20 protein-coding genes and 1 pseudogene are annotated in these 24,722 nt (G+C 33.4%); 19 read left to right on the plus strand and 2 right to left on the minus strand.

Annotated features, from left to right (window positions below; translation table 11 throughout):
* Window positions 1-177: 177 nt before the first annotated feature.
* On the minus strand, window positions 178-504 hold the full coding sequence (locus JEM65_RS10050; RefSeq protein WP_199599043.1) for a hypothetical protein: 327 nt from the start codon (window positions 502-504) through the stop codon (window positions 178-180).
* Between the two features lie 43 nt (window positions 505-547).
* On the opposite strand from JEM65_RS10050, the gene JEM65_RS10055 reads away from it, so the two are divergent.
* The 8 genes from JEM65_RS10055 (at window position 548) to JEM65_RS10090 (ending at window position 11,885) form a co-directional block, all read left to right on the plus strand.
* Window positions 548-961 carry a DUF3157 family protein gene (locus tag JEM65_RS10055; protein ID WP_199599045.1) on the plus strand — a complete coding sequence of 138 codons (414 nt, stop codon included), beginning with the start codon at window positions 548-550 and terminating at the stop codon, window positions 959-961.
* 497 nt (window positions 962-1,458) lie between these two features.
* Complete coding sequence (locus tag JEM65_RS10060) at window positions 1,459-2,073, plus strand: hypothetical protein (RefSeq protein WP_199599047.1); 615 nt, start codon at window positions 1,459-1,461, stop codon at window positions 2,071-2,073.
* Between the two features lie 372 nt (window positions 2,074-2,445).
* Window positions 2,446-3,324 (plus strand): DUF4145 domain-containing protein, encoded by an 879-nt coding sequence (locus JEM65_RS10065; RefSeq protein ID WP_199599049.1) that lies wholly within the window; start codon window positions 2,446-2,448, stop codon window positions 3,322-3,324.
* A gap of 482 nt (window positions 3,325-3,806) precedes the next feature.
* Window positions 3,807-5,351, plus strand: coding sequence for a tetratricopeptide repeat protein (locus JEM65_RS10070; RefSeq protein WP_199599051.1), 1,545 nt, complete (start codon window positions 3,807-3,809; stop codon window positions 5,349-5,351).
* A gap of 316 nt (window positions 5,352-5,667) precedes the next feature.
* Window positions 5,668-6,321 carry a hypothetical protein gene (locus JEM65_RS10075; protein ID WP_199599053.1) on the plus strand — a complete coding sequence of 218 codons (654 nt, stop codon included), beginning with the start codon at window positions 5,668-5,670 and terminating at the stop codon, window positions 6,319-6,321.
* Window positions 6,318-8,435 (plus strand): AAA family ATPase, encoded by a 2,118-nt coding sequence (locus JEM65_RS10080; protein ID WP_199599055.1) that lies wholly within the window; start codon window positions 6,318-6,320, stop codon window positions 8,433-8,435. The genes JEM65_RS10075 and JEM65_RS10080 overlap by 4 nt, the downstream gene beginning before the upstream one ends.
* Complete coding sequence (locus tag JEM65_RS10085) at window positions 8,435-10,123, plus strand: hypothetical protein (RefSeq protein WP_199599057.1); 1,689 nt, start codon at window positions 8,435-8,437, stop codon at window positions 10,121-10,123. Before JEM65_RS10080 ends, JEM65_RS10085 begins: the two co-directional genes overlap by 1 nt.
* Window positions 10,124-10,667: 544 nt before the next feature.
* Window positions 10,668-11,885 carry a serine hydrolase domain-containing protein gene (locus JEM65_RS10090; RefSeq protein WP_199599059.1) on the plus strand — a complete coding sequence of 406 codons (1,218 nt, stop codon included), beginning with the start codon at window positions 10,668-10,670 and terminating at the stop codon, window positions 11,883-11,885.
* Between the two features lie 431 nt (window positions 11,886-12,316).
* Here JEM65_RS10090 and JEM65_RS10095 read toward each other — a convergent pair whose 3' ends face one another.
* A complete protein-coding gene (locus tag JEM65_RS10095; RefSeq protein ID WP_199599061.1) occupies window positions 12,317-12,532 on the minus strand; it encodes a hypothetical protein in 216 nt (71 codons plus the stop codon).
* A gap of 395 nt (window positions 12,533-12,927) precedes the next feature.
* Between JEM65_RS10095 and JEM65_RS10100 the strand changes: the two genes are divergently transcribed.
* The 11 genes and pseudogenes from JEM65_RS10100 (at window position 12,928) to JEM65_RS10150 (ending at window position 24,532) form a co-directional block, all read left to right on the plus strand.
* On the plus strand, window positions 12,928-13,257 hold the full coding sequence (locus JEM65_RS10100; RefSeq protein ID WP_199599063.1) for a hypothetical protein: 330 nt from the start codon (window positions 12,928-12,930) through the stop codon (window positions 13,255-13,257).
* A 102-nt stretch (window positions 13,258-13,359) separates the two neighbouring features.
* Window positions 13,360-15,669 (plus strand): EcoAI/FtnUII family type I restriction enzme subunit R, encoded by a 2,310-nt coding sequence (hsdR, locus tag JEM65_RS10105; protein ID WP_199599065.1) that lies wholly within the window; start codon window positions 13,360-13,362, stop codon window positions 15,667-15,669.
* A 95-nt stretch (window positions 15,670-15,764) separates the two neighbouring features.
* Window positions 15,765-16,289 (plus strand): hypothetical protein, encoded by a 525-nt coding sequence (locus JEM65_RS10110; protein WP_233530607.1) that lies wholly within the window; start codon window positions 15,765-15,767, stop codon window positions 16,287-16,289.
* Window positions 16,279-16,968, plus strand: a complete 690-nt coding sequence (locus tag JEM65_RS10115) for a hypothetical protein (protein ID WP_199599067.1) — start codon at window positions 16,279-16,281, stop codon at window positions 16,966-16,968. Before JEM65_RS10110 ends, JEM65_RS10115 begins: the two co-directional genes overlap by 11 nt.
* Window positions 16,965-18,497: a class I SAM-dependent DNA methyltransferase gene (locus JEM65_RS10120; protein ID WP_199599069.1), complete on the plus strand. Its 1,533-nt coding sequence runs from the start codon at window positions 16,965-16,967 to the stop codon at window positions 18,495-18,497. Before JEM65_RS10115 ends, JEM65_RS10120 begins: the two co-directional genes overlap by 4 nt.
* Window positions 18,490-19,659, plus strand: coding sequence for a restriction endonuclease subunit S (locus JEM65_RS10125; RefSeq protein WP_199599071.1), 1,170 nt, complete (start codon window positions 18,490-18,492; stop codon window positions 19,657-19,659). The genes JEM65_RS10120 and JEM65_RS10125 overlap by 8 nt, the downstream gene beginning before the upstream one ends.
* Window positions 19,660-19,671: 12 nt before the next feature.
* Window positions 19,672-21,189: a P-loop NTPase fold protein gene (locus JEM65_RS10130; RefSeq protein WP_199599073.1), complete on the plus strand. Its 1,518-nt coding sequence runs from the start codon at window positions 19,672-19,674 to the stop codon at window positions 21,187-21,189.
* A 137-nt stretch (window positions 21,190-21,326) separates the two neighbouring features.
* Window positions 21,327-22,646, plus strand: a pseudogene (locus JEM65_RS10135) (Fic family protein).
* A 38-nt stretch (window positions 22,647-22,684) separates the two neighbouring features.
* Entirely contained in the window at window positions 22,685-22,846 is a 162-nt protein-coding gene (locus tag JEM65_RS10140; protein ID WP_307810554.1) for a type I restriction enzyme endonuclease domain-containing protein, read from the plus strand.
* A 640-nt stretch (window positions 22,847-23,486) separates the two neighbouring features.
* The gene (locus JEM65_RS10145; protein WP_199599077.1) at window positions 23,487-23,945 is read left to right on the plus strand and encodes a mobile mystery protein A; all 459 of its coding nucleotides are present in this window, start codon (window positions 23,487-23,489) and stop codon (window positions 23,943-23,945) included.
* Complete coding sequence (locus JEM65_RS10150) at window positions 23,936-24,532, plus strand: mobile mystery protein B (RefSeq protein ID WP_199599079.1); 597 nt, start codon at window positions 23,936-23,938, stop codon at window positions 24,530-24,532. Before JEM65_RS10145 ends, JEM65_RS10150 begins: the two co-directional genes overlap by 10 nt.
* The last annotated feature ends 190 nt before the right edge of the window (window positions 24,533-24,722 follow it).

Consider the following 24,722-nt stretch of genomic DNA (forward strand, 5'->3'; position numbering starts at 1 on the left):
TAAGAAATGGACCTTGGATGCTTTACATCAATCTGGTGCATTTGAGAATGATAAACAGGAATGGCATGGGGTGGATAGGGGGTGTCACTCTGTGTTATACATACATATGTTGTAAACCTCACTCAAAAAATTATCTTATTTCTATGGATTAGTGTTTGTAGCTGGAGAGCATAATATTTAGTGGAAAGATTCTTTATAAAGTCTTTTATTGGATTTTATGTCGTCAATTATAGCTTTACTATCTTCTTTGGTGGAATCTAAAAATATAACACCGTTCGGAGAGAAGCTCTTGTAATCGAGATTTTTTAAGGAATCTTGAGTAAAATCATCAAAGTATTCAACTATAAAATAAATTCTTTCGATTTCATTGCCATATAGAACAGAATAAAAAACACATATACGTTTTTTATACTCAAATGTATCTGGAAAAGGAGTTAGTAAAAATTCTTTCGAGATATAAGTTTTCTTTAATCCTGTGATTTCAATATTATTTCCTTGTGGCATAGTGAAGATTTTATACTAAATTAAACAATTAAAAACCAACATTATGAAAAACATTTTAATGACAGTATTATTTTTATTGCCTCTTTTTGCTATTTCACAAAATGTAAAAGCAACAATGGAGGGCGGAAGACAAGTAATCCTAAAATCAGACAATACTTGGGAATATGCGAAAATGGAACACAATAAAGAGAATTCATGTGTCGTAGAAAACGGATTCAAAGAACCAAAATGGAATACAAGTTCAACTTGGAAAAGGATGGGTACAAGAGTCGATGATTTAAAAACACACATTTCTGTTGATATGGGAGTTGACGAAAAAGATATTACACTTCTATCACTTTCTGAACAACTTGGAAACGGAGTTTATGTACTCTGCGTAAAAGGAACTAAAATGAAATACAGAAGAACGGGTTCTGTTTTTAGAAAAGATGGAGAAGACGTATTAAAAATGAACTGATTAGAAGAACATAAATAGAATAAACACTGCTCACAATAACTAAGAATTCGGCTCGCCGATTACTCCCTACGGTCATGAGTAAGTTGCCCAGAGCTGCATATGGTATTGACGAATCCGGTTGATTTGCCGTCTATGGGTAAAACGTTGTGTTAAGGGGAGGGAATTTGGTTGTTGTGCTATTTTGGGCGGCCAAGTAGTATAGAACCCTCTTGTTCTATAACGTGTTAAGTGACTTTGCTTGTGGTTTGAATTAAGGATGCCTGGTTTTTGCCGTTTAGTTTTAATGTTGGGCTTATTTGGCCCCCAATTAGTTGGGAGTGCTATTTCAAATTTATACATTTGAGATATGAACTATAAGAAATGGACCTTGGATTCTTTACAGAAATCGGGTACATTTGAGAACGACAAACAGAAATGGCATGTGGTAGATAGGTAATATATATGGCACTCTGTGTTAAATACAGATATGTTGGCTGTAAGCTAAAAAACCGAGTATTATGTCAATGACTATTATAGCTTTTATTAATAAAGCAAAAATACCGTCTAAATTAGAACTTGAGGCTCAAATTAGAACACTCGGTTATAATTTTAAGTTTAACGAGAACTTTAATCTTTTTGACGAGTTTGGAGGAGATTGTGAATTAAATGGGCAGAAAACATTTATTGAAGTTTATTTTATTAAAAAAGAGGAATTAGATGACTTGTCCTCATTAGATGAAGATTTAGAAAGTTATGATTCTGCATTTTCATTTATTTGGGGAGCTGACTCTATTGCTGGTGCTTGCATTTCAATTATTTCAGTAGCATTAATAGATTTGTGCAACTCCAAAATACTTTTTGAGGATTTTGAAGTTTGGTATGACCGAGAAAAACTTTTGAATGAAATCCCCATGTTTTTAGAAGAAAAGAACACAAGTCTTAGGAAAGTAAAAAAAATAAAATTACCAGTCGATAAAAAAAATAAAATTGAAAAAATAACAAACATAATTATTTGGAGCCTACTGGTTATCACTACCATTTTAATGAATCGAAAAATAATATCTTGGCACATTCCATCATTAGTCTTGGCTTTTATACTTATTAAAAGTATAATTGAGACTAATAAAAAATGATATAAAATGGAATTGTAATGCCTACAGCCAATAACTAAGAATTCGGCTCGCCGCACCTGTCCCGCCTTAGCGGGGTAGGCCAGAGATGCATACTGTGTTAACGAATCTGGTTGGTTTGCCGTGTATGGGTAAAACGTTGGGTCAAGGTAAGGGTTTTTGGAAGTTGTGCTGTGATTGATTTGGTCAAGTGTGTACATGCGTAGTGGTTACTTTTGGGAAAGTAACTTTTTTCATTTTGCTGGCATCATAAAATAAAAAGAGCTTTGGTTAAATTGTATCCTGTCCTTAAAATTAATATGTTTGATAGGAACATATAATGAATATTGGCGCAACTGTATGCGTGTATACATGTGTTGGCAGTAATTAAAAGAAATGACGAAAACGAAAAAAAGCTATTGTTTAAGATGTGATTTTAAGACAAATCATAACATTTTAGATAAACACGGAATTAGAAGTGACAATGAAGATTATGATTATGCTATAGATTATATGATTGTTCAATGTCTTGGTTGTGAAAGAATATCTTTCAGAGAAGAATTTATAGACATTGAATCTGCATATCCTAACGAAAATGGAGAATGGATACCTGAAATAACTGTCGAACTTTATCCAAAAAAATTAAGGGCTAAAAGAAAACTCGAAAGCACTCACATTCTACCAGATAGAATAAAACTCGTTTACGAAGAATCAATTAAAGCTTACAATGCAGATTGCTTTATACTTACAGGAGTTGCCTTCAGAGCAATAATAGAAGCAATATGTCTTGAAAAAGAAATTCCTGGTCGAAATCTTGAGAAGAAAATCAATGCTCTTGTTAGGAATAAATTAATAACAGAAAAAGAATCTAAAAGACTTCATTCAATACGCTTCATAGGAAATGATTCTGTTCACGAAATGAAAGCACCAAGGGAAGAAAGTTTAAAAATTGTTCTCAATATCATCGAACACTTATTGAACAATCTTTACTTAATTGATTATAATAGTCAGAATCATTTAGAGACTGTGATTGACCAATTTGGAGAATTTACAGAATTGTTAAGCTATACTCTGCCAAAATTTGAAAAAGGGGAGGAAATACCAATAGCAAAAATTTTAGGAAAAAAAGTAAGAAGATTAAATGGTAGATTAAGTGATTTTGAAACAGAACTAATTTCGAAAATCGGAACTAACGAATACAATTTATTAGAAGTAGGTAAAATCGATACATATGGAGAAAGCACAAGTCAAGTTCAACATTTCGTAATAAAATAACTACTGCCAATAACTAAGAATTCGGCTCGCCGATGGGCCAGAGCTGAATATTGTGTTGACGCATGCGGTTGCTTTGCCGTCTATGGGTAAAACGTTGGGTCAAGGTAAGGATATTTGGAAGTTGTGCTGTTTTTGGGTGGCCAAATGGTATAGAACCCTCTTGTTTTATAACTTGTTAAGTGCTTTGCTTGTGGTTTGAATTTAGGATCCCTGGTTTTTGCCGTTTAGTTTTAAAGTTAGGGCTAATGTAGCGCCCAATAAGTTGGGAGTGCTATTTTAGATTTCAAATTTATACATTTGAGATATGAACTATAAGAAATAGACCTTGGATGGTTTATATGAATAGGGTACATTTGAGAACGGCAAACAGAAATGGCATGGGGTATATAGGTGATATATACGTAACTCCTCGTGTCATATGCTATATATACACATGTTGTATGCCATTTAAAAAAACTCGGCTCGCTCAAAAAGAACAAATTATGAAAGGAATTGGACTATTACTATTTTTATGCTTATCCACAAATATTTTTGGGCAGTTTTCAAATGAAACCGTATTTAATGATGCTTTTGATAGACTTAATACGGAAAAATATAATGAAGCCTTAACATTATTTAATTCCTTAATAACTAAAGACCCAAATTGTGCGGACTGCTATTATGGTAGAGCCAAAACAAATTATTTTTTAAAAAAATATAAATCCGCAATTATAGACTGCGAAAAATCATTAATAGGAACTAAAGATTTACAAGCAAACTATAGTCTTTTGGGAGATATTAAATACAAAACAAATGATTATGCTGGTTCTGTGGCTGCTTATGAAAAAGCACTTTCAATTCAAAAAGAAGAAAATGACAATAGAACTGATGGAAAAGAAATTTTAATCGAGACTAAATATTATGAGATTTCAAAATTGAAAAGTGAAGCGATTAAAAACAATAGACCACAACTTGGCAACTTCAATTTAAATATATCTTTCTTTGATAAAGTCATAACCCAAAAACTAACAGTAGATGATTTTTACAGGCATATTTATGATTATTTAGAAAGTTGGGAAAGCAAAAAATATGAGGAATTCAATGAACTAACTGGAGAACACGATTTATTGGTAAACTCACCCGAAATTTTACTTAACTATAAAGGAAGTAGAATCTATCTTACCTTGAAAAGTTTAAATGACGACACCAATGCAATCTATTATATTCAAGTTGGATTGAATTGCAAATGTGAATGGTTTAACATTAAAAATGAAGCAACTACAAATGGATATAAGCAATATGAATATTCTGATAATCCAGATAATCGGAACTCAATGTTTGGCGGATTGGACATTAAATATAAAAAAGGCAATAAAACTCTAATTTATAACAAGTTTCACTCGAAAGTCTATTCAGATTTCTCATTAAGCCAAGAATTTCCCAAACCTAAAAAACCAACCAAGTCAGACGAATATTTACAATTAGCAAAAGTAAAATACAAATCAAGTAAAGTTATGGAAGCAATGGAAAATGTGAATAAAGCAATAGAGTTGGATAAAAACAATTCTGACGCTTATTTCTTTAAAGGACTTATTTACTTTGACAATATAGAAGGAAATAAAGAATTTAGTGAAGGCTCACAAACTTGGGCAACTATGGATGAGTTTAATAAAGCTATTTCAATTAACTCAAAAAATCCAGAATATTTTCTAAAAAGAGCAAGTTTATATAATCTAATAAATCAAAAAGAAGATGCGATTTTAGATTTACAAAAAGTTTCTGAACTTCAACCTACAAACTCACAAACTTTAAGAGAATTGGCTAATATCTTAATAGATTCAGAAGAATATTCAAACGCTTTACAAGTACTTGACACCTTAATCATAAAAATTACCGACGATGCTCAACTTTTTTTAGAAAGAGCAATGTTAAAAAATAAAATGGGAGATAAAAATGGTGCTTGTAGTGATTATAAAAAAGCAGAAAAATTAGGATTTAGCAAAAGTGGTAGATTAGATTTAATTGAACTGATTCAAAAATGTCGGTAAAAAAACGGCATACAACAGCTGTATAAAAAAAATAGGGCAAGTCAGTGCTAAACCCAATGGTTCAGGCATATTTGCGAAGTCGCCAAATCTTTTGATTTGGCTTTTAGAAAAATAATATAAAACAAAATGCAAAAGATTTGGCTTGTGGATAATCCGAAAATTTATTGATTATTTACAGCCCTACTTCTTTTATACTAAACGTTGGCGTTCATTGTAAAAAGACAACCGATGCACATTGGTATGTCGCACATTCGACGAGCAACCAAAACCTACAAAAGAGCCAAATTTAAGCCAAAACACATAGAATATTGACAATATGGATGAAAATGAAAAAATAAGAATTTACAAAGATAGATTAAGAATATTCTTGATACTCTATGTCTTTAGTGAGCCTTATTCTGATTTAAATTTTCCTAATTTAAAAAGGATTTTCAAAAGTGAACAGCGTATTCAGAAAATTGACTTTTTATTAAGAAATCCTGATTACTTATCATTTGAATTAATAAATATTGCGAAAGGTGACTTGTCAAAACAATTGGAGATTAAGAAAATTGTCAAAGATATTTTTGAAAATAAGGAGCCTGTTATCAGACGATTAGAAATGGAAAGATTCTTTTTTGGAGCATATGAGGATATCGATAATGTAATTGCTTTTTTGAAAAGTGTAGATTTCATTGATTTCTCAAGTAAAAAAAGTATCGACCTGAAAACAATTGAAAAAAAATATTTCATTACACAATATGCAATAGATAAGTTTGAAAGCGCAATAAAGTCATTACCTGCATTAAATTGGTATGTTCAAAGATGTGGTTTAATCAAAAATTACTTTGGAGATTCATCAGGAAGTCAATTAAGAATATCTCAATATCAAATTGATGAATATAAAAACACAACTTACAAAGAGTATATAGGAGGAATCCAGGAGAATGTTAATACAGAATTCTTTAACCTTTATCTAGAGAAATTATGAATTTCGATTTTAAAAAATTTACTGATGAATTATACGAAGAGTATAAAGAGCAATTAACCAAATCTGAGGTTGAAGAAATACTTAATCTAAATGATGAATACAGTAGAGATACTCCAATGTCAACAGGTAAAAGACTATTAATTGACAAGGTAACTCTGCTGGGTGAAAAGGGTATCTCAGAAAATTCAGATTATTCAGGTGCTAAAATTAATTTTTCTTTACCTTTTGAATCAGGTCTCAATATTATTATTGCAGACAATTTAAAAGGAAAATCAAGTATTTTCAAAATAATAAAATACGCACTCACTGGAACAAATTCATTAAAGGATAATATTAAAAAGTGGATTAATCATGCTTTTGTGAACTTTAGTATAAATGAAAAAAAGTATACAGTATTTTTAGACTTGTCGAAATACAGAATTTATGCTGGATTATTCAATGGTTCTTTTAATTCATTAGATGAATTGGAAAATTATTCTGATGAGGTCGTTTTTGATGCAAGTAGTGAAACTTCCTATCAAGATTTAATAAACGACTTTTTCTTTCAGCAATTCACATATTATTCTTTGAAGTGGACACAGAAATCTTCCCAAAAAGACAAGGATGATTTAATTGAGGCTGGAGCTAGTTGGAAAACTTATTTTAAATCTATTTTACTCGAGTCAAAAGATTCCACTAGCCTAATGTATGGTGACCAAGGGAAAAAAGTTTTTCAAATGCTTTTAGGTCTAAAACTGACTTATCCAATAAACAGATTGACAATAAAAAAAGATTTGCTTAATTATGAAAAAGCAAAAGAGCAATCTTTTACAGAAAGACAAAAAAAACAGGAAAAACAAAACCTGGAGAAATTTCAGCAGAGACTAACAGATATAAATATTGAGTTGAATGAAATTCAAATAATAAGCAAGGAAAAGGTTAATCTAGCACCACTTTACATTGAATATAATTCGCTTCTTGGCTTAATTCAATCAGAGAATAAGAAATCAATTGAAATTGAAAATGTAAAGCAATTAAAGAACAAAGAATTACATTCAATTAAAACAAAACAACAAACAAATCAATCTGAGATTTTTCGATTAAAAAAAGAATTAGAGAAAGCGAAAAAGCAAAGTAATGACTTAAAAGAATTTGTGGATATTGGTATTTTGTTTTCCAACTTGGATATTAAATATTGTCCTGGCTGTAATCATGATGTTTCAGAAATACAAAAACAATCTAGGTTGCATGAGCATAAATGCTCATTGTGCAACGAATCAACTATTGGTAATGAAGATGATGTTGATATTGATGTATTTAAAGATAAGATTGAAAATTTAAAAATCACTATTAAAAATTTAGAGTCGGAAATATGTACGCTTTCAGAACAAAATGACATTTTTCAGGAAAAATTCAATTCTATTTATTCTGATATTGTCAGTTCCGAAAAGATGTTTGATGGGATTCAAGATGTATCTTCTTTATCTGATGAACTTCAAGAATTAGAAAAAATAATAAATTCCGAAAAGAGTAAAGTAAATCCTTCCGATTCGAGAAAAGAAGAACTTGTGTCAGAAAAGGCTGTGTTAAATTTTCAACTACAAGAAATAACATCTCAAGAAATAATTCGAGGCTCAAATTATGCAACAAAAATCAATCTTCTAGATTCAGCAATTGAAAAGTTATCTGAACGAAGATTTGAATTAGGAACAAAAGTTTTAGATAGACTTTCGGAATTAATGAAAAATGAGATACATGATTTTGGATTAACTTCAATTTCAGAAGTTTTGATTAAGGAAAATTTCGAAATTTACTACAAACAGGATAATGAGTATGTGACCTTTGAAAATATAGCAGAGGGTGAGCAGTTAAGGGCGAAAATAGCATTTTATTTGAGTCTAATCCAACTTGATATCGAGTTTAATTTTGGCAGACATACACGGTTATTAATAATTGATAGTCCTGGAAAAGAGGAAGCTGATTTAAAATATCTAGAAGGTTTAGCCCGTGTTTTACAAAGCATAGAATCAAGATATGGAGATAAATTGCAAATATTAATTGGAACAGCTGAAAGAAAATTATCAGGTGTTTTAAAAAATCAAAAAGAATTTGCTGTCGATGAATATGTATTCTAATGAATAAAAATTTTGAAATATTAGAATTTAAAACTTTGAGCACTCCTGAGAAAATTAGTTTTCTTGAGAATGATTTTGTTGGTTCAATAATAAACCTTGAAGAAAAAACTATAAACTCTTCAATGCGTGAAATTATATTAGATGAAAAAGAAAACTCTTTTGTTAGAAAAATTGGGCTAGAATTATTTACAGACTTGGTGGTATTAGGAAAACTAAAAATAAGACAAGGTTTAAGTTTGCTAATTGATGATTGGATTCCAAGTTCAGAGATTTTTATAGAGCTCCAACGTTTAAAGGACCTATACTTGTATTATGATGACTCAAATGAAGAAATTGAAATAATTTACCAACAGAAATTAAATGATTCAGAAGCAGAATTAGTTTCTGAAAGCTTATTAAATCTGGGACTTATTAATTTCCAAAAAGCATTAACCTCAACGTCCGAGGAGGAATGTTCTAAAGCTTTAACAATTAGTGAATCCTATTTCATTAAATCATATGAAGAATTAGAAAATCGAATTGACTCTAATTTTTACTTTAAAGTTGTTTCAATTCTTGGTGAAATAATAAATAATAGATGGGGTTCTGCAAAAGAGTATATACGTGAGCTTGGGAATATCCTTTTTCAAAGAGAGGTTTTTTCATTTGATTATAAGCTTGAAAATTTGCAGTTTAGCTTTTATAAAATACTAACATCTTTGCAAAAACTATGTAATAAACAACCAAATAATTGGCTTGATTATAGGTCAGAACTTGACAATGTTTATCTATGTTATTCAGAAATAACTAATTCTACTTTAAAGCAAAGATTGAATGAAAATTCAGTGGCAAGTAGTTTAGGCAATTTTGTTAGTGAAAAAATTTTCGAACCATATTTTATGATACATTTTAGTTCTGAAATAACAAAACTAAATGTAAGGTTAGGAGAACTCCAACAGGGTACGGAGGAACATAATTTTCTCTCATATCTTAAATCAGTTATTGAGAATAACAATAAAAAAAAAGTTGAATTAGATAGTCTTGGTAGGAGGTTCAAAAATTTATTCCCAACTCATAACCAAGTAATTATTGAGCAATTAGTTAATCAAATAGTTAAACCTTCTGATTGTTTAAAGGCTTTTGAAACACTTACTAATAAATCAAATAGTGAGCTAGTTGATTCACTAATTTTTGCAAGTGCAAAAATGCAAGGTGATAAAAAATACTGGGCAAACAATTCTGATGAGAATGAAAGGAACAAGTATTTAGCAAATTTAGTTGAAGCAAGGGGCTTCTCAATTAAGGACCAAACTCAATGGAGTACATCAAATGAAGGTAAAAAAAGTGGAGAAATTGATATATTTATAACAGAAAAAGATGGTAGTCCTAAATCAATTATTGAAGCCTTAATTCTTGACTCATTAAAAACGGATTATATAATTCTTCATCTCGATAAACTATTTAGATATGATACAACTGGATTAGAAAACAATTATATAATAACATATTCTACTGCGAAGGACTTTGCTAAACTCTGGAATAAATACAAAGCCTTTATTTCAAAACACGTATACAATTATAAATTTATTGATTATGAAGAGATAAATGATTACAATTTTACTGACATAAAAATTGGAGTAGCAAAACATTTGAGAAATGGAAAGAAAATTAAATTGTATCACATAATGATAAATCTAAGTGAACGATAGTCAGGCGCTAAGAGCCATGCACATTAAGCAAACGCACAGATCGACCGCACAACCAAATTTGCTTAAAGAGCATGTCCACGACCGGTCCTAGAGAAGTCATGAACCGGCATTATAAATCAATGAGTGAGTGGTTTAATAAAATTGGATAGAAAAGCTGCTATAAAAAAAATTAAATCAATTTATTAATCTTATCAATTTCATTGAACCATTTGCTGTTTTGAAAAATTTATATTTGACTATTGAGTGTATTTTTCGGTAGCTTTACAAGGCTAATTAAGCAAATTGAAATTTGAAATTCAACCTTTTATAAAAGTGCAAAAATTAAAGAAGCACTTGTACACGGAATTCGTAAGCCATACACTACACTATTTTATGAAAATAAAGAAAACGTATAATGTTTCAATATAGTACAGTGAGCGCGTTATATAAAAAATCTCTTTGATGTTTTTATTTAAAAGTTTATTAGCCTTTAGCTCGTATTCCACAAAAAAGACAAAAAATCAAATAAGCATCCCTAATTTACAATAGCAATCTCCAAAAAATCATGATCACTAAAAAATCATTTTTCCTACTCTTGCTTTTAACTCTCGCATCACTAAGTCTTAGCGCTCAAGATGGTCAAACTCTTGAAGTAAAATCGGCGTATAATGAACTTGCGGATATTCCTGGTGAAACGATGGGTCAGAAACTTGAAAGTCTGCTTTTCTGGTCGCAGGATGAAAAGGAACGCCGCTTCCCAATCATGCATGCTATTTTCTCGAGCATTCCTATTCCTTCTACTGCCCACAGTACTCCGTTGAAAGCGTATAAGAACATCACTCCAAAGTGGGAGGACGACACGACCTTAGATGCGTATATGAATGACCATCGTGTTCAGGGCGTTATCGTAATTAAAGATAATCAAATTCGCCTAGAAAAATATGCCGACGACAGCAATCAAGAGACGCTTTGGACTTCCTTTTCCGTCGCTAAATCTGTTTCTTCGATGTTGGTGGGGATCGCTTTAAAAGAAGGAGCTATTGAGAGTTTAGAAGATCCTTTAAAAAAATATATTAACGAATTTAAAGGCTATGATTACGGAGAAGTGACCGTCCGCCAACTATTAACGATGACTTCTGGAATTGAATGGAACGAGGATTATGAAGATCCAAACTCGGATGTCGGACAAATGTACAAGGCAAACTGTCAAGGTACCGAGTCTCATATTTTGACTTATATGAAGCCCTTAAAATTCGCTCACAAACGGGGGACGCATTGGAACTATAGTACCGGTGAAACTGATTTAGTGGGAATTTTGGTCCAGAAAGCTACAGGAATAAGCTTAGCAGAATATCTTTCTGAAAAGATCTGGAAACCCTTTGGTATGGAGTCTGACGCGTATTGGTTAGCCGATGAATGCAGTCATCTCAATTTAGGTGGAAGTGGGCTTTCGGCGAGTTTAAGAGATTTTGCACGACTGGGACTGCTGATGTTGGATGCCGGTGAAATTGGAGATAAAAACATACTTTCAGAGGAATGGCTTGAAGATGCTACGTCACTACTTAATCAAACCAATGACCAGGGCGATGGCTATGGCTATTTATGGTGGCGTTTTAAGGACGGAAGCTATGGCGCTTTAGGAATTTTCGGTCAGATGATTTATATCAATCCGCCTAAAAACCTTGTCATTGCCCAAATGGCAGCTTGGCCAAAAGCGGGTTCTAAAGAACTCACTCAAGAAAGACAGGCTTTTATTGATGCCGTTCAACGCGTAATTGATTAATAAGACACTATACCAGCATCGCGTTTAAAGGCCTTGAAAGGTTTTCAAAACCATTTTGATGATAACATAAAATGCAAAAAAATTTATCCTAATTGGGCGGTGGTAGTATTTATTGTGAGTATAGTTTTGGGGCTTGCTGCAGTTGCGCTCTTAGTAATAAGATAATTTGCTAATGTACTAAATTATGGAGCGTAATTAATTTTAAGCTAAAAGTTAAACTAAAGCTGACCTATAAATTTTAGGCTTCATTGTTATCCGCTATATTTATTTTAATGAAAGATTCAAGATTCTAAGTAGTACAAATCCCGCTCTTTAGCGGGATCTTTGCTTTGTTTCCTAGACGCTTTATTTTGAAATTTTTAAAATTCAATCCTCAATGATAACCGAACGGGCAATGCCTTTGTTCAACAGATTCCAATTTCATCCTATGATCATTTTTTCTTATAAGGTGATTTCTTCACATTGCCTGATTCCCCATACCCAGCTGGATCATTGGATTCTGGCACTTTATCAGGGTCTTCTTTAGTTGGTTTTTCAGCTGAATCTGATTTTGAATCTGGCTCCTTGATATTATCTTGCCGCTTTACATTTTGCTCATTCTCTATTTTGGGATCGAGTAACGGTGTCTTTTTTTCTTCTTTTTTCATGATTATGATTTTTATTTTAATGGAAGTTAATCTAAAGTAAATAATTATTCGCAGCTTGGTTGATAAAATATTCTGTGACCATATATATTCTAATAAATGTAGATTAGAAATCGTACAAAATAGATATAATAAGTGACATATCTTATTGACAAGATTAAAGTATGAGACTTCTGGAAAAGAGAGTGTTATGGCTAAATATCTACTATGATTTCCAAACTCCATTTAAAAAAACCAAAAAGCTTTATCATTTTAGTTTTAAATACTCCATTGTGAGTAAGGAATTGTCCTTTTTTTTTTAATCTTCCTATATTCAACAATTATTGCAAAAATTCACGGTCTATAATTGCCCTAACGGTTATAGTCGATAAATAAACTAAATGTATTCTTAACCTATTATGGCTAACCGTCCCTATACAAATAGTGAGATTCAAGAGAAAGTCGCAACTGAAGCAAGAAAACTGTCTGACTCTGATTTAGACAAATTCTGCACAAAGCATCATTCAAAATTAATTTTTGATATCAATTTCCCGCTCTTTCTCAGAATCCCAGATCATTTTACATACGCTCAAAAATCAGATGCTGTGAAAGATGAAAAAGGTGTCAGTCGATCGACGTGGAGATTTGAATTTAAGCGCAACGGATTTTCCTATGCTATAAGTACACAATGGTATCCTAGAAATGATGAATATGTACAGCGATGGCTTCGTAAAATGCATAATTCTTGAGCGTTTATGTATTCTTTTTATATCTTTAGAAACTAACAACACTTCCTACGAGCACTTCCAAAAAAGAAGCTGCTTTATTAGTGTAATAACCAACCGCTTGTAATGTCTAAAAACATTTCCGAATCAGATACTAGAGCAAACTTTATAGACCCAAAACTAGCTGATAGCCAGTGGGAACCAATTCATATTGTTAGAGAATACTATTTTACGGATGGTCGAAAATTACTTGGTAACAAGCGGGGCAAGAGGCTGTTCCTAGATTATTTATTAAAATACAACAACGCCAACTTGGCCATTGTCGAAGCTAAGAAATTAGTTGATCATCCTACTAAAGGACTTCAACAAGCATTGGAATATGCACATAAACTCGATATAAACTTTGTTTATGCTACTAATGGCGTACGAATTTATGAGTTTGATAGGCGCACAGGGAAGGGAGATTATATTGATGATTTTCCAACGCCAAAAGAATTGTACAACAGACTTTTTGGGAAGACCAATCAATTAAAAGAACAGTTACATAACATCCCTTTTTTACTCACAGGAAATTTTGGTCCTCGATATTATCAGGAAATTGCCGTCAATAAAACGATGGAAAGTATTGCTGATGGTCAGGATCGTATTCTTTTAACTTTAGCTACTGGTACTGGCAAAACTTTTATTGCTTTTCAAATAGTGCATAAACTATTGCAGGCCAAATGGAATTTAGACGGAAATGATAGACGTCCAAGAATTCTATTTTTAGCAGATAGAAACGTTTTGGCAGACCAAGCAATCAATACGTTTAATCCTTATGAGAATGATGTTATAAAAATCGATGGAGAAGAAGTGCGCAAACGCAACGGCGTTGTTCCTACCAATGCCTATATCTTTTTTGCCATATATCAAGCCATTGCCGATCGGGAGGATATTGGCGGTTATTATTCGAAATACCCAAGCGACTTTTTTGATTTGGTGATTATTGATGAGTGCCACCGCGGAAGTGCTAACGAAGAAGGGTCGTGGCGCGCCATATTGGATCATTTCAGTCCTGCGGTTCATTTAGGAATGACGGCGACACCAAAACGTGATGATAATGTGGATACCTACCAATATTTTGGAAAGCCTATTTATGAATATTCCTTAAAAGAAGGAATTCAAGATGGATTTTTAACGCCATACAAAGTAAAACGAGTGACGACCAATATCGATGAATACATTCATACCAACGACAGTCGTATTATTCAAGGCGAAGTGACCAAAGATCGTTATGAGATCAAGGATTATAATAAAAGTATTACCATCAATCAACGAACAGATCTTGAGGCTAGAACGATTTTAGAACACATTGGCAAGATGGATAAAACCATTGTGTTTTGTGCCAATCAAGATCATGCCTTGGATTTAAGAGATTATGTCAATAAACACAAAACCGTTTCCGATCCCAATTACTGCGTGCGCGTAACCAGTGACGAAGGAAAACACGGAAGAGAATTGCTGGAAATGTTTCAAGACAATGACAAAGACATTCCAGTGATTTTAACGTCTTCAAAAATGTTGACTACAGGTGTGGATGCTCGAAATGTCAGAAATATCGTGTTGACAGCGCCGATTGGCTCTATGGTAGAATTCAAACAAATCATTGGTCGTGGTACTCGTGTTTTTGATGGTAAAGACTTTTTTACGATTATAGATTTTGTCGGAGCTACCAATTTGTTTTACGATACCGCCTGGGATGGCGAAGCAGAAGAAATTGAAGAAGGTGGAACAGGAGGTGGTGATTCAAAACCAAAACCATCACAAAAACCTGATGTCAAGGAACCCGGTGAGCCATACGAACGAAAAGAAAAACTGATTGTAGAGTTGTCCAACGGACGTAAATTGAAAGTCACAGATGTGGACACTCGGTATATTGACGAAAACGGAAGACCTTTGACGGCGCGTGAATTTCTCGAAAAATTGATAGGGGAATTGCCTGGCATTTATACAGATGTAGAACAATTACGTTCCATTTGGGCAAATCCAGATTCCCGATCTGATTTATTGATAAAATTGGCTGACTTAGGTTTTGATAGAGAGCAGCTCAACGATTTACGAAATATGATTGCCACGCCCGATTGTGATATTTTTGATGTGTTGGCACATATATCCTTTTCATCGGAATTGATGACACGAAAACAACGTGTGGAATTTGTAAAAGGAGATCCGCAGGTTTTTGAAGTCTATAAAAACCTTGAAGCCAAGGAGTTTTTGGAATTCATTCTGAAGCATTACGAGAAGTACGGCATTGAAGAATTACGGCGTGATAAATTGGGAGATTTGGTAACCCTAAAATTAGGAACGCCAAAAGACGCTAAAAATGCTTTTGGTAATATGGATGTCCTTTTGGGAGCTTATTATAAACTCCAGCAGCAAATATATCAAGTGTCCTAACACAACTAATCGCATATCGCGATATGCGATATATAACGGCGAATTCTTATTTTATATTGAAAATATGATTAATATTGCATATCGGAATACGCAATATGATGAAAAATAATAACACATTAAAGCCTCAGGATATCTTGATCCTTTTAAAAATTTGTACGTTGGGAGAGCAAGATTGGTTTCAACATGATCTATCTGAAGCCTTGGGTATCAGTCAATCTGAAATATCAGAATGTTTGTCACGCTCAAAATATTCTGGATTAATAGATGCCAACCGTAAAAAAGTGAATGTACTAAGTCTGTTGGAATTTATACAATACGGTATCAAATATGTTTTTCCACAGCAACCCGGTGCTATTGTAAGAGGTGTTGCAACTGCACATTCTGCGCCACCATTAGATCAGGAAATACTAAGCGACCAAAATTACGTTTGGCCTTATGCAAGAGGTACTATGCGTGGCCAGGCGATACAGCCACTTTATAGAACAATTCCGAAAGCTGTTTTGAACGATAAAAAATTACATGAAGTATTAGCGCTTGTTGACGCCATTAGAGTTGGTAAAGTACGTGAACAGCATTTAGCCATATCCCTATTAAAAGAACGCCTTCAATATGCGGAATAATACGTTCATCAATTTAAAAATTGTTGCCGAAGTGGCGCATGCTTTGGGTGATCTTAACGCAGAAGTCGTGTATATTGGCGGTGCCATCATAAGTATTTATGCTACCGATGCAGCTGCAGAGCCACCGAGAGTAACCACGGATGTTGATGTATGTGTGCAAGTATCGAGTCTTGGACAAATGGAAGCATTAAGAGAGCGGCTACAGCAAAAAAGTATTTATCCTGATCCCGAAGGAACACATTTATACCGCTATACCTACCAGGGGATTCTTATTGATTTTATTCCGTTTGAAGCAACGCCACTTGGACCTACCAATCCTTGGTTGAAGCCTGGTTTTGCCAAAGCTTTCCAAACGCGTATTGATGATGTTGAAATTTCAGTGCTTCCTGTATCACTGTTCCTTGCCACAAAATGGGAGGCCTTTAAAAACAGGGGTTCTGATCCAAGATGGAGTCACGATTTTGAAGATATCATTTATGTATTAGACACTAATTTAGAATTGATAGATGAAGTTAATGTGGCAAGTGACGAAGTGAAAAATGTATTAAAATTAATGAGCCTCTTTATTCTTGAGCATCCTAATAGCCAAGAAATAATAGAATGTCATATCAATCAAATGACAGCGCATGAACGCGCTGCAATTATAAAAGCAACTTTACAAAAGATTACGCAGTTATGAGCATACAAAACAACATCAATAGAATTACTGATATCCTGCGTCGTGATGACGGGATTTCGGGGGCGATGCATTATACAGAGCAGATTTCTTGGATTCTATTTCTAAAATTTCTAAACGATTACGAAAACAACAAAGCAGACGAAGCCTATTTAGAAGGTAAAGACTATAACTATGTTCTGCGTGAAGATTTGCGTTGGCCACATTGGGCATGTCCTAAAGATGCCGATGGAAAATTGGATGTCAAACAGGCGTTAACGGGGGCTGATTTGATTGACTTTGTCAACGATACCTTGTTTCCGTATTTGAAAGCGTTTAAAACGACCACCAACGACCCGAAATCCTTGACCTATAAGATTGGTGCTATTTTTGAATACTTGGACAACCGAATCGCCAGTGGTCATACCTTGCGAGAGGTTTTGGATATCATTGATGCTTTAGATTTCCAGAGTAGTGATGAGTTATTTGAATTGTCCAAAGTATATGAAGATCTACTGAAAGGCATGGGAAGTGATGGTGGAAACTCGGGTGAGTTTTATACCCCACGAGCCATCATAAAAGCCATGGTAGAAACCACTGATATCAAAGTAGGCGATACCATTTATGACGGTGCAGTTGGTTCTGGTGGATTCTTGGTGGAAGCCTTTGACTATTTAACCCAAGACGGTAAAAAGCAAAAACTGTCCGCTTCCGATTGGGATACTTTACAGAACAAAACCTTCTTTGGACAAGAAAAAACATCCTTGGGTTATGTGATGGGTATGATGAATATGATTCTGCACGGCATAGAAAGTCCGAACGTATTTAAAGGCAATACCTTAACGCAGAACATCCGTGATTTTCAAGAAAAAGACCGGCACAATGTGATCTTGGCAAATCCACCGTTTGGCGGAAAGGAAAAAAAGCAAATCCAACAAAACTTTCCAGTAGAAACTAATGCGACGGAAATCTTGTTTTTACAGCATTTTATGAAAATGTTGAAATTGGAAGGTCGTGCTTCGATTATTGTTCCTGAAGGGGTGTTGTTTCAGACCAACAATGCCTTTACCAAAGTGAAACAAACCTTACTGGAAAGCTATAATGTGCATACCATCGTGAGTTTACCTGCTGGTGTTTTCTTGCCGTATAGTGGCGTGAAAACCAATATTCTGTATTTTGACAGAAAAGGCGCAACGAATGATATTTGGTATTATGATGTCACACCACCCTATAAACTGACCAAAAATAGACCGATTCTTTACGAACATTTTGAAGAGTTTGTACATTTATTCCACCATCCAAAAGAACGAAATGCCACCAATGCTAAATTAAAAGACAGTGTCACCCTGAGCGCAGTCGAAGGGTCTCAACAATGCAACGATTGGACAGTAAACATTGAAGAAATTAAAGATTACGATTTAAGCGCCAAAAACCCACACAAAGTTGTGGAAGTGGTTCACTTAAGTCCAAAAGAGTTGTTGACTGCTATTAAACAAAATGATGCGGAGATATTAAATTTAATGAACCAAATTGAAAACTTGATTGATGGGTAAGTGGAAGGAAGTTAAAGTTGAAGATATTGCCAAGAAGATTCAATATGGTTATACTGGAAAAACTATTAAAAAAGGTGATTATAGATACTTAAGAATTACAGATATTCAAAATCAAAGTGTTAATTGGAGTACTGTACCAATAAGTGATGTGTCTTCAGGAAAGGATATAGAAAAGTACAAATTAGAAATAAATGATATTCTTTTTGCTCGAACAGGAGCAACTGTCGGAAAATCATTTTTAATCGAAGATACTGAACCTTCCATATTCGCTTCCTATTTGATTAGGGTTCAGCCAAAAGAGATTGTATTTCCGAAATATTTATATTTATATTTTCAATCTGAATCATATTGGAAACAAATTAGAGCCCATGAAATCGGAGCAGCACAACCTAATGTAAATGGCAAAAAATTAGGGATGATTAAATTCCCACTTCCACCTTTAGTTGAACAACAACGCATCGTCACAAAATTAGATACTTTATTTACTGATATAGACGAGGCTATTCGTTTGTTAGAAGAAAACATAGCGCATACTCAAGCTTTGATGGGAAGTGTGTTGGATGAGGAGTTTGGAACGAAAACGCCAAAACATAAACTTGGAGAGTTTGATAAAATAAAAGCAGGTGGTACTCCATCAAGATCCAATAAATCTTATTGGAATGGGAAAATTCCGTGGTTAACGTCAAGAGAGCTAAACACTCATTATATTTCTGAATCTGTTGAAAAAATCACAGAAGAAGGATTGAATAATTCTAATGCTAAAATATTTACTGAAGGGACTTTATTGTGTGGAATGTATGATACAGCAGCAATGAAAATGTCCATTCTAAAAATTGATGCAACTTGTAATCAAGCTATTGTTGGTATTAAACCTAAAGAGGATATTTTAAACGTTGAGTTTTTAAAGTTTCAATTAGAGTTTCAGAAACCCGAAATAATGAGATCTAGACGAGGTGTTCGTCAGAAAAATTTGAATGCAACAATGATTAAAGATTTGAACATTTGGGTTCCAGCTCTAAAAGAGCAAAATATGATTGTTCAAAAAATTAATAAGTCTAATAAATTGAATGAAAAACTTATTCAAGTACATATCCAAAAACTCACTCATTTAAAATCTTTAAAGAGCAGTTTGTTGGATCAGGCATTTAAGGGGGAGTTGTAAAAAGATGATTGTATGAAACAAGAGGGTGTAGTAAAAAGTGAAGCTCTTTTTTTTGAGTTTACTTTAAGTGGCTTTAAGAAGCACATTAAGGAAGAACTAAATCAAAACATACTTTTTTCAGCACCTTTCGGCGCTGGAAAGACTACCTTTCTTGAGGGTTTTTTTAAAGGTAATGATAGCGATTATGTTGTGGTTAAGTTGAAGCCAATAAATTATTCTGTAAGTAATAACAAGGATGTTTTTGAGCTGATTAAATTTGATATTGTTTTTGAATTATTAGCTAATTATCAAGATCAAATTAGTTTAGAGTTTTTTAAGCCAAGCATTAAAGAGGCATTGTTGCCTTTTTTAAAGTCAGATTTTAAAGGATTAAATATCCTTACGAGTATTCTTCAATTAGAGTCTACAATAGGAAAGCCTTTAGCTAAATTAATTACTGAAATTTATAAAACACAGAAGGATTTTAATTCCTTTATTGAAGAAACAACAACGGACGATGCTAAGGTTATTTATGACTATTTGAAATCTATAGCAGACAAAGAGGGCTCTGCTTATGAAAATGACAATCTTACTCAGCTTCTTTATGGGCTAATAAATGAATTAAAAGAAAAAACAGAAAAAAAGACTGTTTTACTCATTGACGATTTAGACCGATTAGACCCAGATCATATTTTCCGATTATTTAATGTTTTCAGTGTACATAATCAAAATTTTGGAGATGTAGAAATAGAAAATAAATTTGGTTTTGATAAAATTATTTTCGTGTGCGATTTAGAAAATATTAGGAAGATATACGAACATAAATATGGCGCAGAAGTAGATTTTAAAGGCTATATCAATAAGTTTTATTCAACAGAGCCTTTTGAATTTGATATTAGAGCTATTGTTAGGGAAAATATAAATGATATACAGAAGTTTTTATTTTCGAAATTAGATGAACATTATTTTGGTTATTTCAAGGAATATAAAGCCTATAATCTTCCATTACGTGCCATACTTGTCGATCTAATAAATCAACATAAATTACATTTCAGGGATTTGATGCATATCCAACCCATTGAGATATATCTTCATCATTCAAATACTGGTGTGGATCTACCAAACAATGTGAAATATTCTCCTACAAGATTATTGTTTAGAATATTGAAGTCCTTTTATGGAAGTTGGAATAAAGTGGAGTCCGTTTTATTTTACATGTCGACGAATCATCCACGTAATATTGCCACTAACAAAGATTTAGAGTATGATGAAGATACGAGAATTAGTGCAGATATTTTAGGCATTAGCTTTTATAATGAAATTTGCTCAAAAATGAAAGTTAAAGAGTTTTACGAAATTGTTGTTGGTGGTTCTACTTTTCAAATATTAGGAGAAGTAGAGCATATGAGGGATTTAAGAGGGATGGATTTTTTAACAATTATAAAAATATCTGCACAAAATGTATTGAATCAGGACATTATAGGTGAATTAGAAATTTATCCACAATTATATCAAAGTTATTTGAAAATGAAAACCAATGGATTGTTGTAATAGACAACCTTTATTATGGGTAGATGAGATTGTATATAGTCCGAAACCCGCCCAAGTGAGTGTCGCTAAGTGAGATCGGAATCATTTAGCTAGACTGTTAGAGTTGAAATCCTGGAATAAATTAAAAGTATTAATATATGCCTGAAAACAAACATATAGAATACAAACAACAAGTAACGCCAGAGTTAGAAAAAGAAGTGGTCGCATTTCTAAATTCTAATGAAGGTGGAATTATCTATATTGGATTTGATAATACAGGGTAACCAGTAGGCGTAAAGGATGCGGATCATGATCAACTGCTAATTAAAGACCGATTGAAAAACAACATTCTTCCGTCGTGCATGGGGCTTTTTGATTTGGTAACAGAGCGTAAAGAAGTTAAAGTGATCATCAAACTTATTGTTGCAGGAGGTTATGAAAAACCGTATTATATTAAAAGATACGGTTTGTCAGAAAAGGTTGCTTTTATTAGAGTAGGTAATTCTTCAGAGCCGATGCCAACGCGACAAATTGAACAGCTTTTTGCCAAACGGACACGTCACTCTATCAGTAATATAAAATCGAAGAAGCAGGAACTTCATTTTCAGCAGTTGCATATTTACTATCCAGGTATAGGGAAGGTGCTCAATGATCAATTTGCGAAAAATCTAGAACTTCTTACCGAAGACCATAGCTATAATTATGTAGCTTATTTGCTAAATGATGTGAACACTATTTCAGTGAAAGTTGCCCGGTATTACGGCATTGATCGTGTAGACTTAAGTGAGAGCAATGAATATGGTTATGAATCTATTATAAAGGCAACACAGCAAGTGCTAGATAAATTGAATTTAGAAAACCGAACGCTAACTAAAATCACTGCGAAGGAACGTCAAGAAAAACGTATATGGAATGAGATTGCAATTAGAGAAGCTGTCGTTAATGCTTTTGTACATAATGATTATACAAAAGAGTTGGCACCTAAGTTTGAGCTTTTTGATAATCGTTTAGAAATAACCTCTAATGGCGGTTTGCCAGACGGACTTTCTAAAGATGAGTTTTTTGAAGGTTTTTCTATACCTCGAAACAAGGAACTCATGCGCATTTTTAAGGATTTGGATTTGGTGGAGCAATTAGGGTCTGGAATTCCTAGAATTCTTCAAGCGTATCCTAAAGATTGCTTTCAGTTTTCAGAGAATTTTTTAAGGATTACATTGCCATCAGTGCGAGATACCCCCCAAGTCACCCCCCAAGTCACCCCCCAAGTTGAAGAACTTTTAAAAGTATTTACGGGGATGCATAATAGAAGTGAATTACAGGAAAAATTAGGGTTAACAGATAGGAAAAATTTCAGATTAAACTATTTAAATCCGTCAATAGAGATGGGGTTTGTATCACTTACGATTCCCGATAAACCGACCAGTCATAAACAAAAATATTATTTAACAGAAAAAGGGAAAGCATTTAATCCGCTATGACATTTACCGAACTTATAAGGGGCTAATCTAGCGATAATATAGGGGATACAGCTTGGAGTAAGCGTGAAGACATCAAAACCGAATTAAAGATGGATATCATCGTCAAATTGGCTGAGTTTGGATATCCGCCAGTAACTATGGAAGCTGTTTATAAAAACGTGTTGGAACAGGCTGAGAATTTCAAGAGGAATAGGAGGTAGGGAGTAATTAAAACTAAGGTAAAATTCCATTTATCTACATCTCTTAAAATCAGTTTTTGATTGACCAATTCGTCAAATAATTCACGACTTGAAATATTTAAAATTTTTCAAAGTTTTGTTGTGCTTATTTTATTCATTTTTATTAAATTTTGTAAAAATACATTGTGGAAATACCTCTATTTTACTACAAATCTAATAGTGTTTTAACAAAAGCCAAATTATTTTAGCATTTGATATCTGATAAAACGCATTACATCGATTATTTGATTTGTAATTCTCATATTATGAGCTAACGATGAGTACTAATATTTATTTTTTTTACGGAAAAATTTGATGTAAAATCTCTGAAATAATATAATTTCAGGATTACATTAAGGTATTAAAAGAGGTCGAAAATCATACCGTAGCAATGGCTGAAATGGTACAGGATTTTAAGTTAGAAACTTCTAAGAACTAAAGGTTTAAATATTACTTCTATACAAAACATTTCTCGTCAAATCGTATAATATCATAATTCATTATCAGGGTATAACCTGACGATTTATTCAGATTAGTCAGCCTATAACCTGACAAAACACTTGGCTATGTCAGGTAATAACCTTACTTTTGATGTACGCCTGTCAGGTTAAAACTTTATGTTATGAACAAGAAAAGATTGCAAATAGAACAATTAGACCGAAAACTAAAAGGATTTAGAGAAGCAGTTCAAGTCACACAACCGACTATTGGCTGGCTCAAAACGGTAAGGGTCTCCATAGGAATGTCGCTGCAGCAAGTCGCAGATAAATTAGCAATTACCAAACAAAGTGTTCAGGAAATCGAAATAAGGGAAAAGGAAGGTAGTATTACACTAAACAGTCTAAAAGAAACAGCAAATGCACTGGATATGCAACTCGTATATGGATTGGTGCCCAAGGATGGTACTATAGACGATTTAATAGAACGAAAAGCGAAAGAATTAGCACTGCGTATTGTTTCTCGAACCTCCAACACCATGAAGTTGGAAGATCAAGAAAACTCTAAAGAACGTCTTCAAAAAGCCATCGAAGAACGCAAGGCCATCATTAAAAACGAAATGCCTAAATCTTTATGGGATTAGACTTAGAATATATCGATGGGCAAACCCCAATTGATGAAGAGGAAAAAGAGGGCCTATTAATCGAGACCATTAGCACAAAGGCTGAACTGGATGAATTTGAGCAACTCAACATAGAAGAGGCTTTACAATGGGTGTTCGGAAAAAAATTTAAACCCGAACAGGTGTTTACTGAGAAGTTTATTCGTAACCTACACAAACGTATGTATGGCAATATATGGGCTTGGGCAGGAACTTTTAGAAAATCTGATAAAAATATTGGCGTAGATAAACACCAAATTCCTATGCAACTTAAAGTGCTTTGCGATGATGCATTGTATTGGATAGAAAACCGCACATTTTCTCCTGAAGAAATAGCTATTCGTTTTAAACACCGTTTAGTAAGCATCCATTGTTTTCCTAATGGAAATGGTCGGCATAGCAGGCTAATGGCCGACATAATTATTGAAAAACTGTTTAATAAAGAACTCTTCTCTTGGGGCGCAAGCAATTTGTCTAAAGCTACCGAAACTAGAACAGCATATCTGCAAGCGGTTAAACAGGCCGACCAGAATAAGTATCAACCCCTGTTGGATTTTGCATCTTCCTAATTGTTCGTTTCAGCTATTTAAGTTATTGACAAGATGAGAGTTATAGGTGACATAGGAGAGGAGGAAAGTTAGGTTTTATTTTTTGTCGAACGACTAAGACTCCAATCGGCTAAATTCATAAAGGCATATATGGACAAACTTGGTTGACGTTAAAGGTAAAGATGGTTTTAGTTGAAGTAAGTCTTCCAAT

This window comes from Gelidibacter salicanalis, from assembly GCF_016469035.1.
Taxonomy (GTDB): domain Bacteria; phylum Bacteroidota; class Bacteroidia; order Flavobacteriales; family Flavobacteriaceae; genus Gelidibacter; species Gelidibacter salicanalis_A.